Origin of the sequence: uncultured Algibacter sp. (assembly GCF_963976535.1) — a bacterium.
In the GTDB taxonomy this organism is placed as follows: Bacteria; Bacteroidota; Bacteroidia; order Flavobacteriales; family Flavobacteriaceae; genus Algibacter_B.
In genome coordinates this window covers 15,631-29,053 of record NZ_CAXBLF010000044.1, presented here as the reverse complement: position 1 = coordinate 29,053, position 13,423 = coordinate 15,631, and the positions used below count along the sequence as shown (strand labels likewise).

Annotated in this window: 17 protein-coding genes; 12 read left to right on the top strand and 5 right to left on the bottom strand. The window is 32.3% G+C overall.

What is annotated here, in order from left to right; translation table 11 throughout:
* Position 1: 1 nt before the first annotated feature.
* Positions 2-712, bottom strand: a complete 711-nt coding sequence (locus tag AAC024_RS11775) for a ribonuclease activity regulator RraA (RefSeq protein WP_339895624.1) — start codon at positions 710-712, stop codon at positions 2-4.
* Positions 713-1,088: 376 nt separating this feature from the next.
* Between AAC024_RS11775 and AAC024_RS11770 the strand changes: the two genes are divergently transcribed.
* Both AAC024_RS11770 and AAC024_RS11765 read left to right on the top strand, forming a co-directional pair.
* Complete coding sequence (locus tag AAC024_RS11770) at positions 1,089-1,508, top strand: CBS domain-containing protein (protein ID WP_339895623.1); 420 nt, start codon at positions 1,089-1,091, stop codon at positions 1,506-1,508.
* 113 nt (positions 1,509-1,621) lie between these two features.
* On the top strand, positions 1,622-2,041 hold the full coding sequence (locus tag AAC024_RS11765; RefSeq protein ID WP_339895621.1) for a CBS domain-containing protein: 420 nt from the start codon (positions 1,622-1,624) through the stop codon (positions 2,039-2,041).
* On the opposite strand, the gene rpe is transcribed toward AAC024_RS11765, so the two are convergent.
* The 3 genes from rpe to AAC024_RS11750 all read right to left on the bottom strand — a co-directional run bounded on the left by rpe (position 2,038) and on the right by AAC024_RS11750 (position 4,236).
* A complete protein-coding gene (gene rpe / locus AAC024_RS11760) occupies positions 2,038-2,700 on the bottom strand; it encodes a ribulose-phosphate 3-epimerase (protein ID WP_339895620.1) in 663 nt (220 codons plus the stop codon). The genes AAC024_RS11765 and rpe overlap by 4 nt on opposite strands.
* Positions 2,701-2,753: 53 nt before the next feature.
* Entirely contained in the window at positions 2,754-3,161 is a 408-nt protein-coding gene (locus tag AAC024_RS11755) for a BLUF domain-containing protein (protein ID WP_339895618.1), read from the bottom strand.
* Positions 3,162-3,372: 211 nt separating this feature from the next.
* Positions 3,373-4,236 (bottom strand): sigma-70 family RNA polymerase sigma factor, encoded by an 864-nt coding sequence (locus tag AAC024_RS11750; RefSeq protein ID WP_072402889.1) that lies wholly within the window; start codon positions 4,234-4,236, stop codon positions 3,373-3,375.
* A gap of 388 nt (positions 4,237-4,624) precedes the next feature.
* Here AAC024_RS11750 and AAC024_RS11745 point away from each other — a divergent pair, with 388 nt between their 5' ends.
* Entirely contained in the window at positions 4,625-5,026 is a 402-nt protein-coding gene (locus AAC024_RS11745; protein WP_339895614.1) for a hypothetical protein, read from the top strand.
* A 37-nt stretch (positions 5,027-5,063) separates the two neighbouring features.
* Here the strand turns inward: AAC024_RS11745 and AAC024_RS11740 are convergent, their stop codons facing one another.
* Positions 5,064-6,143 carry a DNA replication/repair protein RecF gene (locus AAC024_RS11740; RefSeq protein ID WP_339895612.1) on the bottom strand — a complete coding sequence of 360 codons (1,080 nt, stop codon included), beginning with the start codon at positions 6,141-6,143 and terminating at the stop codon, positions 5,064-5,066.
* Between the two features lie 163 nt (positions 6,144-6,306).
* On the opposite strand from AAC024_RS11740, the gene AAC024_RS11735 reads away from it, so the two are divergent.
* The 9 genes from AAC024_RS11735 (at position 6,307) to AAC024_RS11695 (ending at position 13,369) form a co-directional block, all read left to right on the top strand.
* Entirely contained in the window at positions 6,307-7,077 is a 771-nt protein-coding gene (locus AAC024_RS11735; protein ID WP_339895610.1) for a tetratricopeptide repeat protein, read from the top strand.
* A 24-nt stretch (positions 7,078-7,101) separates the two neighbouring features.
* The gene (gene ribH, locus AAC024_RS11730; protein ID WP_339895608.1) at positions 7,102-7,587 is read left to right on the top strand and encodes a 6,7-dimethyl-8-ribityllumazine synthase; all 486 of its coding nucleotides are present in this window, start codon (positions 7,102-7,104) and stop codon (positions 7,585-7,587) included.
* Between the two features lie 252 nt (positions 7,588-7,839).
* Positions 7,840-8,106, top strand: a complete 267-nt coding sequence (locus AAC024_RS11725; protein ID WP_339895606.1) for a hypothetical protein — start codon at positions 7,840-7,842, stop codon at positions 8,104-8,106.
* Positions 8,107-8,123: 17 nt separating this feature from the next.
* Positions 8,124-8,411 carry a riboflavin synthase subunit beta gene (locus AAC024_RS11720; protein ID WP_339895604.1) on the top strand — a complete coding sequence of 96 codons (288 nt, stop codon included), beginning with the start codon at positions 8,124-8,126 and terminating at the stop codon, positions 8,409-8,411.
* Between the two features lie 3 nt (positions 8,412-8,414).
* Positions 8,415-10,265, top strand: coding sequence for a DNA mismatch repair endonuclease MutL (mutL, locus tag AAC024_RS11715; protein ID WP_339895602.1), 1,851 nt, complete (start codon positions 8,415-8,417; stop codon positions 10,263-10,265).
* A gap of 3 nt (positions 10,266-10,268) precedes the next feature.
* On the top strand, positions 10,269-11,018 hold the full coding sequence (locus tag AAC024_RS11710; RefSeq protein WP_339895601.1) for a rhomboid family intramembrane serine protease: 750 nt from the start codon (positions 10,269-10,271) through the stop codon (positions 11,016-11,018).
* On the top strand, positions 11,018-11,887 hold the full coding sequence (locus AAC024_RS11705) for a rhomboid family intramembrane serine protease (RefSeq protein WP_339895599.1): 870 nt from the start codon (positions 11,018-11,020) through the stop codon (positions 11,885-11,887). Before AAC024_RS11710 ends, AAC024_RS11705 begins: the two co-directional genes overlap by 1 nt.
* Positions 11,888-11,952: 65 nt before the next feature.
* Positions 11,953-12,309 carry a four helix bundle protein gene (locus AAC024_RS11700; protein ID WP_339895597.1) on the top strand — a complete coding sequence of 119 codons (357 nt, stop codon included), beginning with the start codon at positions 11,953-11,955 and terminating at the stop codon, positions 12,307-12,309.
* Between the two features lie 37 nt (positions 12,310-12,346).
* Positions 12,347-13,369, top strand: a complete 1,023-nt coding sequence (locus AAC024_RS11695) for an endonuclease/exonuclease/phosphatase family protein (protein ID WP_339895596.1) — start codon at positions 12,347-12,349, stop codon at positions 13,367-13,369.
* Positions 13,370-13,423: the final 54 nt, after the last annotated feature.

Genomic DNA, 13,423 nt, shown 5'->3' with positions numbered 1-13,423 from the left:
ATTATTTCTTTTTTAGCGCTTTCCAATTTTCAAAATCTTTAATATTGTCTTCAGAGGTTAAAGGATATAAACCAATAATTGGGCGCCCTTCCATAACTTTCTCGGTAACATAAGCCTCATACAATTCCATTTTACTTGCTTCCTCAGCCACCTTGTCTGCAACATTTGCAGGTATTACCATAACCCCATCATCATCACCAACAATAACATCTCCAGGAAAAACAGCAACATCACCGCATCCTATTGGAACATTAATATCTAATGCCTGATGCAATGTTAAATTTGTAGGTGCCGAAGGTGTTTTGTGAAAAGAAGGAAATGGTAGCTTAGCAATTATACCGGAGTCACGAAATCCACCATCTGTAACGACACCGGCTGCCCCGCGTACCATGAGTCTAGTAACTAAGATAGAACCAGCAGAAGCTGCTCTGGCAGATTTTCTACTATCCATCACTAAAACAGAACCTTCTGGACATGCTTCGACTGCCACGCGTTGAGGATGCTTAGGATCTCTAAATACAGTGATTGGATTTAGATCTTCTCTTGCTGGTATGTAGCGTAGGGTATAAGCTTCACCAACCATATTTGGCTTTCCAGAGGCTAATGGCTTAACATCTTGAATAAATTGATTCTTTAAGCCTAATTTATATAAAATGGTTGCTATTGTAGGCGTGCTTGTTTTTAGTAACTGTGCTTTTGTTGAAGTTTTCATGCTTGAAATAAGTTTTAAAGTTCACAAAATTAATTTATACTAACATGTAAATAAAAATAAACAATTATGTTGTTGATATTACATAAAAAACAGTTAAAAACAAGAGTAAATCAAATGTTTTTCGTGTTGCATATAAAAAAATTACTAGCTACTTGGTTTTGATTTATTTACTAATAATATTAAGTTTTGAGCTGTTATCTTAAAATTATTTATTGAAGCACCTCAAGAATATAGAATCCAGTGCCTTGAAGTTTATTTTAAAGTAAAATAAATATTCATTTTTAAGAGGTATTAATTTAGCTCCATGACTTTTATCATACTTTTTAAAGGTTTAGTTTAATAATTTTAGAGTAATTAAACTTTAAGACTTAATGTCATGATACGAAAAGCACCAATTTCAATGATAATGACCGAGAATGTCATCACATTAAAAAAGAATGATAGTCTTGAGAAAGCAGAACACCTTTTTAAAAAATATCATATTAGGCATATTCCAGTAGTTTCAAGTAATGCTGTAGTGGGTATGTTGAGTTATTCCGATTTGTTAAGGCTCAGTTTTGCAGATTTAACAGACAATATTGATGAAGGTGTTGATGCACTTGTCTATAACATGTTTACTATCAAACAAGTAATGAAAAGGAATATTATAACTATTTCATCTTCTAATTCAATAAAACAAGTAGCAGAAATTTTAGCAACCAAAGAATTTCATGCTTTACCTGTAGTTGATAATAACATATTAGTTGGTATCGTAACCACTACCGACCTTATAAAATACTTATTAAAGCAGTTTTAACACATTTTTCACTCTTAAAAAAACGGTATTCACATATTTGCATTAAGTGATTTATGTCATAAAATATTTTCTCATTCTGAAGTAATTTTACTTTAGGATTTAAATCGAAAACTATGAGAGACCGTGTGCCAATTTCTGCTATAATGACCAAAAATATTATAGCATTGACAAGAGAAGATGATTTAGAAAGAGCAGAAATGCTTTTTAATAGACATAAAATAAAACATATACCAGTAGTTTCAGGCGAGGCTATAATAGGAATGTTAAGTTATACAGATTTAATGCGGATTAGTTTTGCTGAAACTCATGATGAAGAAATTAATTCAGTTGAATCAGTTGTTTATAATATGTTCACCATAGAACAGGTAATGGTTAAAAATGTGGTTACAGTTACTAGTGAAACTACAATTAAAGAAGTTGCTAAAATTTTAGCTGACCGCGAATTTCATGCATTGCCAATTGTAGATGATGGCGCTTTGATGGGTATCGTAACAACAACCGATTTATTAAACTATTTTATTAAACAGTTTTAAGAATTAGCAAGGGCTTTTAGATCCTTTATAGTTTCAGGTTGATTCTGGCTTTTAAAAACATAGCTTCCAGCTACTAACACATCTGCTCCAGCATCAACCAGTTGTTTTGCGTTTTTATTAGTAACACCTCCATCAATTTCAATTTTAGTTGAGGCATCTTTTCTTGTAATTAAATCTTTTAATTGTTTAATTTTAGCATAAGTGTTTTCTATAAAACTTTGGCCTCCAAAACCAGGGTTAACACTCATAAGGCAAACTAGGTCAATATCATTAATAGTGTCTTCTAAAAGACTAATATTTGTATGCGGATTCAAAGCAACTCCAGCTTGCATACCTTCTGCTTTTATAGCTTGTAAAGTTCTATGTAAATGGGGACATGCTTCATAGTGTACAGTTAAAATATTACTTCCTAATTTGGCAAAAGTTTTTATATACCTATCAGGGTCAACAATCATTAAATGCACATCAATAGTTTTTTTGGCATGTTTACTAATGGCTTGTAAAACAGGCATGCCAAACGAAATATTCGGAACAAAAACACCATCCATAATATCAATATGAAACCAATCAGCTTCGCTTTTATTAACCATTTCTACATCGCGTTTAAGATTAGCAAAATCTGCTGCTAGAATGGAAGGGGCAATTAATTTAGAGCTCATATTAATATGTTGTTTTTAGTAGCAGCAAAAATAGTGGTTTTACCCATTTTTTGTTATTTGCGCTCAATAAAGTTTTCAACCATTGTAATTACTTTATTAGCTATTTTATTCTCTGCGGCTCTTAACCATTCTAAATAGTCATAAAGATTCTTTAAACCTTGCTTGTTATCTACAATGGTAAACCCGAAGTTATAATCCTCAAAAATACGTTCTTCAATAGTCGTGTTTATAACTTTAATAATGTTTTTATGCCTAGAATCATTTTCAATTCTTTTATAGGTTTCATGAATAACGGTTTCTTCACCTTCTAGAACTTGTAAAAAATTTTGGTTTTTATAAATAAGTACACCGGTTATATTATGTTTAAGATTATTCGCTTTCGCTTTAAGATATAATGTCGTTAATTTATCTAAGCATTCATGTTCTAGAGAATCACTTATATAGCAAATTGTTTTAATCATATTTAATAATGGTTGGTTTTTGTTAGGTTCGAGCTAAATTAACTAAAAAAGATATAAGAATGAATTTTAGTGAGAAATTGATTTTTTTAATGCTGGCTAATAAAAAAATAAACCCCCGGTAATCAGCCGGGGGTTCTTTCATCAATCAAAAAACGAACAGTTATGTTGTAACTGTTTGTTATTGTAATTTAGTCGTAATTAGCACTAATTACTATCCTAAATAAGTCTTTAATATTTTACTTCTAGAGGTATGTTTTAATCTACGAATAGCTTTTTCTTTAATTTGTCTTACACGCTCACGAGTTAAATCGAAAGTCTCTCCAATTTCTTCAAGAGTCATTGGGTGTTGGTTACCTAAACCAAAGTATAAACGAATAACATCTGCTTCACGAGGTGTTAATGTTTCCAAAGCACGTTCAATCTCTGTACGTAAAGATTCGTGTAATAGTTCACGATCCGGATTTGGCGATTCGCCACTATTTAGTACATCGTAAAGATTGGAGTCTTCACCTTCAACTAAAGGGGCATCCATACTTACGTGACGTCCAGAGTTTTTCATAGACTCTTTAACATCATTAATAGTCATATCCAACTCTTTAGCAATTTCTTCAGCCGAAGGTGGACGTTCATGACTTTGCTCTAAAAAGGCAAATGTTTTATTAATCTTGTTAATAGAACCAATTTTGTTTAATGGTAAACGTACAATACGAGATTGCTCCGCTAATGCTTGAAGAATCGATTGACGAATCCACCACACAGCGTACGATATAAATTTAAAACCACGAGTTTCATCAAAACGTTGTGCCGCTTTAATTAAACCTAAATTACCTTCATTAATTAAATCTGGTAACGTTAAACCTTGGTTTTGATATTGTTTAGCTACAGATACAACGAAACGTAAATTAGCTTTTGTTAGCTTCTCTAAAGCTAATTGATCACCAGCTTTAATACGTTGCGCTAATTCAACCTCTTCATCGGCTGTAATTAAATCAACCTTACCAATTTCCTGTAGATATTTATCTAACGAAGCGGTCTCTCTATTAGTTACCTGCTTCGTAATTTTAAGTTGTCTCATCTAATGTTATCCTGAATTTAATTGTGAATAAATAGGTCGTTCAATAGTTATACGTATAAATGTTTCATTTTGTTACAAAAAAGGTAAAATATTTTTAACTTCTTTATTATTTGGACTCGCAACTCTTAAAAAAGTCACTTTAATATAATGTTTTTGGCATTACCCCAAGGGTCGGGCTTTCCGTTGCAAGTCCTCGCTCGTACCTCGCTGTGGGCTTTCCACTGCAATCCCTAATGCGCTCACTCATACGGCTTACTCAAAATCAAAGGCATCATTATCAATTCTTATACGTTCACGCAGTCTGTTAATTTTTTGATGCATTGCTATAATATTTAGTGCCAATGCTTATTCTCAAAAGGAATTAAAATGGCATGATCTTTTTGTTAGAGTGTATTCAATAGAAGGAAAAAAAATAGCAAAAGGACATATTACATTTATTAATGATAGTGTTTTCGGATTGAAAAACGAAGATAAATTAATTGAATTGGGTATTGAAGACATAGGTTATGTAAAAACCAAAAAATCTGCGGGACATAATGTATTAACCGCGACTGCAACTGGAGCAATTATAGGGGTTGTTCTGGGCGTATCAACCGCAGATCCTGACGCTTTTCTTGGTTATACCGCAGGTGAAGGAGCTGCGACTATTGGAGGATTAGGCGCTATTGGAGGAGCTGTTATTGGAGGTATTACAAGTGCCTTTAAAAATTCTGTAACTTATAATATTGATGGAGATATCAAGAAATGGCAAATTTTTAAAGAAATGATTGAAAAGAGCAGATTTCATTAAGCTTTTTAGAGGTCAGTAGTTAGTTTGCAAAAGCACATTATAACTTAAAAATCTCATAAGACTGATGCACCTGCTTCACAGCATTTTCTGTTCGTTCCGCATGTGTGTCGCTAATAAATAGTTGCCCGAAATTCTCATCATCCACTAATTTAATAATTTGTGCCACACGTTGTTCATCTAATTTATCAAAAATATCATCGAGTAGCAAAATTGGGTTTACGCCACTTTGCGCTTTTATAAAATCGAACTGCGCCAGTTTTAAAGCGATTAAAAAAGATTTTTGCTGTCCCTGACTTCCAAACTTCTTAATAGGATAATCTTCAATATTAAAGTGTAAATCATCTTTATGAATTCCAATACTTGTGTATTGCAATGCTTTGTCTTTATTTATCGAGGCTCTTAAAAGTGTACTTAAATCGTCTTCAAATAAATGGCTTTCATAAATTAAATCAACAGATTCGTTACCATTACTAATAGCTAAGTAACGCGATTTAAAAATAGGAATAAACACTTTTAAAAAGGCATCTCGCTTTTCAAATATTGGCGCCCCATATTCTGTAAGCTGCGCATTATAAACCTCTAAAGTGTCGTTGTTGAAAGTGTGATTGAGTGCGAAATATTTTAACAAAGCATTACGTTGTGCTAGTATTTTATTATAATTAATTAGGTGATTTAAATAGGTTTTATCACTTTGGGAAATCACGCTATCAATAAACTTTCTTCTAGTATTACTACCTTCTGTAATTAAATCTCTATCTGCAGGAGAAATGATAACCAAGGGTAAAAAACCAATATGCTCACTAAATTTCTCATAGGCTTTTCCATTGCGTTTAATCACTTTTTTTTGCCCACGTTTTAGGCTAATCCCTACTTTTTCGGTTTTGTCATCTTTATCATAATCGCCATTAATGACAAAAAAATCTTCGTCGTGCTTAATATTTTGAGTCGCTACTGGGTTAAAATAACTTTTTCCGAATGATAAATGATATATAGCATCCAGCACGTTTGTTTTTCCGATACCATTATTTCCTACAATACAATTTATTTTAGCATTGAAAATGAACGATTTACTATCGAAATTTTTATAATTAAGTAATGAAAGTGATTTTAAAATCAACTTTAAGTGCGTTTTGTGGTTAAACTCTTAAAAAGAAGTGCAAATTATTGAAAAATATCAAATAAATACCCTTTTAGTTCTGAAGAAAAATTATATTTTTGCGCCACATTAATAAATTGTGTTCAGACGTATTGTTTTGAACCATATCATATAGAACAATTAGATGGCAACTTATAAAAAAAGAGGACATAAACCTAAAACGAAAGGAGAAAAGCAACAGAATATAGAAGAAGGTTCTACAACTGCTGGGGTTTTTAATACACTTGATGAAACGGCTTCTAAAACAGAAGATTTTGTAGCAAAAAACCAAATGTATATTTTTATTATAATTGGTCTTGTTGCAGCTGTGGTTTTAGGGTCTTTGGCATATAATGAATACATTGCTACACCAAAACAGGAAGCGGCTATGAATGATATGTTTCAAGCTCAAAAATATTTTGACCAAGCGGTTACTGGTACTGCAAAAGATTCTCTTTATAACTTAGCCTTAAATGGTGGTGAAGGTAAATTTGGGATGCTTGATATAATTGAAGAATACAGCGGAACACCTTCTGCGAATCTTGCAAGTTACTATGCCGGTACAGCTTATTTAAGATTGAAAGATTACAAAAATGCTGTGGAGCATTTAAGTAATTTTAAAAGTGATGATGAGATTTTGGCGCCTTTAGCTAAAGGGAATATTGGTGATGCATTTGTACAATTAAATCAAACCGAAGATGCTTTAGACTACTACGAGCAAGCTGCTGAAATGCGTGATAATGAGTTTACAACACCAATGTATTTATTTAAAGCTGGAACTATAGCTTTAGAATTGGGAAAAGCAGATAAAGCTTTAGCTTATTTTAAAAGAATAAAAGACGATTACACTAATTCTACTGAAGCTTCTAAAGTGGATGTGTTTATAGGTAAAGCGCAGGTGTTGGCAAACAAATAATAGCTATACCAATTTAATTATATAATGGCTACAGCAAATAAAAATTTATCAGATTACGATAAAGCAACAATCCCAAACGCGAGTAAATTTCGGTTTGGGATTGTTGTTTCTGAATGGAATAATAATATCACCGAAGGTTTATATAAAGGGGCGCATGATACGCTAATTGAAAATGGCGTATTACCTAATAATATAATTCGTTGGAATGTTCCTGGAAGCTTTGAATTGATTTACGGTTGTAAAAAAATGCAAGAGCAAATGGTTAATGCTGTAATAGCTATTGGTAGTGTTATTCAAGGAGAAACTAAACATTTTGATTTTGTTTGCCAAGGTGTATCACAAGGTATTAAAGACTTAAACGTGATGCGTGAAACACCCGTTATTTTTTGTGTCCTTACAGATAATACTATGGAACAGGGTATTGAACGTTCTGGTGGTAAACACGGAAACAAAGGAATAGAAGCTGCTATTGCTGCTATTAAAATGGCGGAACTTAGGAAGAATAGTTAGATTTAGTCGTAGTCGCAGTCGCAGTCACAGTTGCAGTCGCAATTGACATTCAATATTTGTTGGTCGTCCGTCTCTCGTCTCTTTTAAAATTTTGCGACTTGGCGTCTTTGCGAGACTATTTTTCTCCTTGTGCATCTTATAGTAACAATCTTACAGGCTTTTGGAATTTAGTTTTTTTCTTTTTTTTTGGAATTTGCCCTATGCGGTTTGTTAACAATTTTTGGCATTTCAATCCGTAGTTTCTGTCTAATTTTGAGTATTTTTGGGGCACAACAGCACAAGATTTTGTTAAAGCAACGTAAACATAAAACGTTTAATTATAAACCGAGATTTTCAAAAGAAAGTCAAGCAGATTCTAGTTTAGATAAAAATTCTAACACCAAGGATTTTGTTTCAAAATGGCAACAAAGTAAAGGCACAAAAGTAAAAACACGAGGTGCCATGTCGATGAAAGTCTTAATCTTGGTTTTGGTATTATTATTGATTTGTATGTATGTATTAGAAAAAAAATACATGTAACCAAAAACTTAGAAATCATGGGAATTTTAAAACTGCGTAAAAATAAAAAATTTAGTTACACACCACGTTATTACGATGATAAGGGTGAAGGCAGTCCATTTGAAATTAAGCATAAGTTTGATGAACACAGAAAAACGGTTGGCGCCAATAAAGGACTAAAAGGGACATTTAATGACGCATTAAACGACCTAAAAAATAACCCAGATAGACAAGCTAACAAGCGTATTTTAATTATTATTGCTGTACTTCTTTTAGTGTTTTTATTTATTATCGATTTCGATTTATCTATATTCTTACCTAAATAATATATGGCAGACATTATACAGCTTTTACCCGATCATGTAGCAAATCAAATAGCTGCTGGAGAAGTTGTACAACGTCCTGCTTCTGTGGTAAAAGAACTTCTTGAAAATGGCATTGATGCTGGAGCGGATACTATAAAACTTATCATAAAAGATGCTGGAAAAACCCTTGTTCAAGTTATTGACAATGGTAAGGGTATGAGTCAAACCGATGCAAGATTGAGTTTTGAGCGTCATGCTACATCAAAAATTAGATGTGCTGAAGATTTATTTCAATTACACACCAAAGGCTTCCGAGGTGAAGCTTTAGCAAGTATAGCAGCTATTGCGCATGTGGAATTAAAAACGAAACAAGAACAAGATGATATTGGTACATGTTTAGTTATAGAAGGTAGTAATGTGGTTTCACAAGATGTGGTTGTAACGCCTACAGGAACATCTGTTTCGGTAAAAAATCTCTTTTTTAATATTCCTGCAAGACGGAATTTTTTAAAATCTGATACGGTAGAATTACGCCATGTTATTGATGAGTTTCATCGTGTTGCATTAGCACATTCTAGTATAAGTTTTGCTTTATATAACAACGGAAGTGAAGCCTTTAATTTACCAATTAGTAATTACCGTCAACGGATTGTTAATATCTTCGGGAATAAAACCAATGAAAAATTGGTACCTGTTGAAGAAGATACTGAAGTACTCAAAATTTCAGGATTTGTAGGTAAACCTGAATTTGCTAAAAAAACAAGAGGTGAGCAGTACTTTTTTGTTAATGACCGCTTTATTAAAAGCGCCTATTTAAATCATGCTATTGCATCGGCTTTTGAAGGATTACTTAAAAATGGAACGCATGCCAGTTACTTTTTAAATTTAACAGTTAATCCACAAACCATAGATATTAATATTCATCCAACAAAAACAGAAATTAAGTTTGATGATGAACACACGCTTTACGCGTTGTTACGTTCTGCTATAAAACATAGTTTAGGGCAGTTTAATATTGCACCGGTACTCGATTTTGAGCGCGACCCAAATTTAGATACGCCCTATAATCATAAGAATAAAGATACCCATATCCCAAAAGTTGAAGTAGATAAGAGTTTTAATCCGTTTCAAGAGGAAACAGCCTCAAAAGCTAGGGCGGTAGCGTATAAAAAAGAACCAACCACAAGTTGGGAAAGTTTATATGTTGGGTTAGAATCAAAGGGGAATGACTCGAAGCAAGACTTTACAGAAGTTCAGTTTGAAAGCGAAGAACAAACAGCATCAATTTTTGATGATGATAATCAAGTAGAACAAACCAATACAACGTATCAAATTCATAATAAATATATAGTGAGTGCCATAAAATCGGGAATGTTGGTAATTGATCAACATCGCGCGCATCAACGTGTTTTATATGAAGATTTTCTAAAGAATTTAACGATTAAAGAGGCGGCAAGTCAACAATTATTATTTCCACTTCAACTTCATTTCTCACCGCAAGATATTGCTATTATAAATCAGTTAAAAGACGATTTAGAACATACTGGTTTTGTGTTTTCAAGCGTTAATAATGAATCTATTGATATTACGGGTGTACCTATTGGTGTTCCAGAAAGTGAAGTGTCTATTATTTTAGAACAACTAATAAGTGATGTAGAAAACGAAGTACCTGATAGTCATTTTAGTGCTTCCGATTTGTTAGCAAAATCAATGGCAATAAGTCTGGCTATTAAAACAGGGCAGTCCTTACAAAAAGATGAACAAGAACATTTGGTAAATAAGTTGTTTGCTTGTAAAGAACCTAATGTATCGCCTACTAACAGAACCACATTTATAACTATGAGTGTTGACGAGTTAGATAAAAAATTTATTTAATATATGATGCGAATTTCAGAAACCGTTAAACATTTAATAATCATTAACACGATTATGTTTATCGGCACGTTAACCATTGGAGGTGGTGATTTATTTTATGAGTGGTTTGCCATGTATTTTCCGAAAAATGATGCGTTTAAACCATGGCAAATTATTACACACATGTTTATGCATGGTGGATTAATGCACATTTTATATAATATGTTTGCACTTTGGATATTTGGTTCACCAGTAGAGCAAGTTTTAGGTTCTAAGCGTTTTTTGTTTATATATATTTCTTCGGGTTTAGGCGCCGTTTTACTTCAAGTAGGGTTTTACTATTCTTTATATCTTCCTGATTATAATGCATTATTAGATTCTGGGTTATCTTCAGAAAGTATTAAACAAATGCTTACTAATAATGAAACAATTGCTGGTGTAACTCAGTCTCAAGTTTCAATGTTGAAGGCTATTTATCCAGCATACAACGCGTCTATGGTTGGAGCGTCTGGTTGTATTATGGGTATTTTGGCAGCTTTTGGTATGATGAATCCTGAAGCTAAACTGATGCTGATATTTTTCCCAATTCCTATTAAAGCAAAATACTTTATCCCTGGAATTATTATTTTAGATTTAGTTTCAGGCATAACAGGGCAATCATTCTTTAGTCCAAGTAATACCGCTTATATGGCTCACGTTGGAGGCGCATTAACTGGCTTTTTTATTATGTGGTATTGGAAGAAAAATCAGTTTAATAAAAACCGTTGGAATTAATGAGTTCACTAAATCAAGACATAAAAAAGAAGCTTTCCAATCTTAATGTATTAGAAAAAATAGTAGCCATTAACGTTGTTGTTTTTCTATTGCATTTAATCTTAAGATTTGATTTTGTTTGGTTTGAGTTACCAAGTAGTTTTTCAAAATTTATTATTAAACCTTGGAGCATTATTACGTATGCGTTTATTCATTATGATCCTCTGCATATAATATTTAATATGCTTTGGTTGTATTTTTTAGGGCGTATGTTCTTAAACTTATTTAGTCCTAAAATGGCACTGAATATCTATTTTCTTGGCGCTATTGCTGGCGGTTTATTATTTATGCTTTGTTACACATTATTTCCTAGTGTGTTTGGAGGGAACTCAAGATTGTTAGGGGCATCGGCAGCAGTTAGAGCGTTGTTAATATTTCTTTGTGCATATATGCCTAACCAAGAGATACGCTTTTTTACCTTCAATTTAAAGCTTTGGTATGTTGGTGCAGCTATTGTGGTTTTAGATGTTATTGGTGTTTTCTCTGGTATCAGCAATCCAGAAACAGGAAATGCGGGTGGAAACTTGGCACACTTAGGAGGCGCACTTTTAGGCTACTTTTATGCGAAGCAATTAATTAAAGGACAAGACATAGGAAAAGGATTTGAAAAATTAATGGATAGTGTGACTAATATATTCAAAGCATCAAAAAAAGCGCCTTTAAAAACGGTACATAAAAATAAAAGTAAAGTAGGCGGCTATACTAAAGGCGATTTTGAAGCCTTTAACAATCAAAAGAAAATTGATGTTATCTTAGATAAGATTAGTAAAAGTGGTTATGATAGTTTAACTTCTGAAGAAAAGGAATTCTTATTTAAAGCAGGGAAGTGATTTTGATGACAGAAGACTGATGATAGAATACGGAAGACCAAAACCTTGCATGAAATCTCATAATTATGAGTAAATTTAAGTTTGAAAAACTGCTTATTTGGCAAAAAGCTATGGATTTAGGAGAGGTAGTTAATATTTTGATTGATAATTTTCCTAAAAAAGAATATTATAATTTATCTTCTCAATTATTAAGAGCAATAGACTCTGTCGCTTTAAATAATTCTGAAGGTTCTATTGGTCAGTCAAATCCTGAACAAAATAGGTTTTTAGGGTATTCAATTCGTTCTTTAGCTGAGGTTGTTACTTGTTTGCATAAAGCATTAAGAAGAAAGTATATTTCAGAAGAACAGCTTCAAATACATTATAATGAATCATTTCATTTGATGAATATGATGATTGCTTTCAAGCGAAACTTAAAGTAAAACATCAGTCATCTGTCATTTAGCTTCTAGCAATTCTATGAAAAAACTAAGCTTTATAAATAAAATCATTTATTTTATAAATGTTGTTGTGGCGGTATTGCTCTTACTATCGTTCATTTTACCTTTTTTGCCTCCTAAAACATTTTCTTTACTAGCCGTAGTTAATTTAGGCGTTTCATTTTTAATAATTTTAAATGTTCTTTTCTTTTTGTATTGGATTTTTCAATTGAAAAGAAAGTTTATGTTATCATTTGTTGTGCTGTTAATTGGTTACTTTTCTTTTGGATCATTATATAAGTTTTCAGCTTCGAAAAAGATTGAAAACCCTCAAAATATGAAAGTGATGAATTACAATGTGAGGCTCTTTAATCTTTATGAATGGATTCCTGAAAAGGGTATAGAAACTAAAATTATTGACTTTATTAAAAGAGAATCTCCTGATGTTTTAAGTATACAAGAGTATCATCCTCAAAAAAATATCGATTTTTCTTTTTTTAAGTATAAGTTTGAAAAACTTTCAGGAAAGAAAATAAAATCTGGGCAAGCCATTTTTTCAAAATTTCCAATTGTTAATTCTGGCTCTATTGAATTTCCAGACACTGCCAATAATGCCATTTTTGCCGATGTAGTAAAAGGGAAGGACACCATAAGGTTTTATAATATTCATTTAGAGTCGATGCACATTGATACTAAAGTTGAAAATCTAAAAAAAGAAAATTCTGAACGTCTTTTTAAGCGTATTGGCACAACATTTAAAATGCAACAATTCCAAACGGAATTGTTTTTAAAGCACAAACAACAATGTAAATATAAAATAGTAATCTGTGGCGATTTTAATAATACCGCTTTCTCTTATGTTTACAGACAAATTAAAGGGGATTTAAACGACACCTTTAAAGAAGCAGGAAATGGGTTTGGACGTACTTATGATTTTAAATTTTTCCCTGTTCGAATAGATTTTATTTTTGCCGATAAAGCTTTTAATGTCAATGGTTTTCAAGCTTATAACCAACACTATTCCGATCATTATCCTATCATGACGACTCTTAGTGTTAAGTAGGCAGTATTCAGTAGGCAGTATTCAGTTAGCAGTATTCAGTAGTTTAAATAAAAT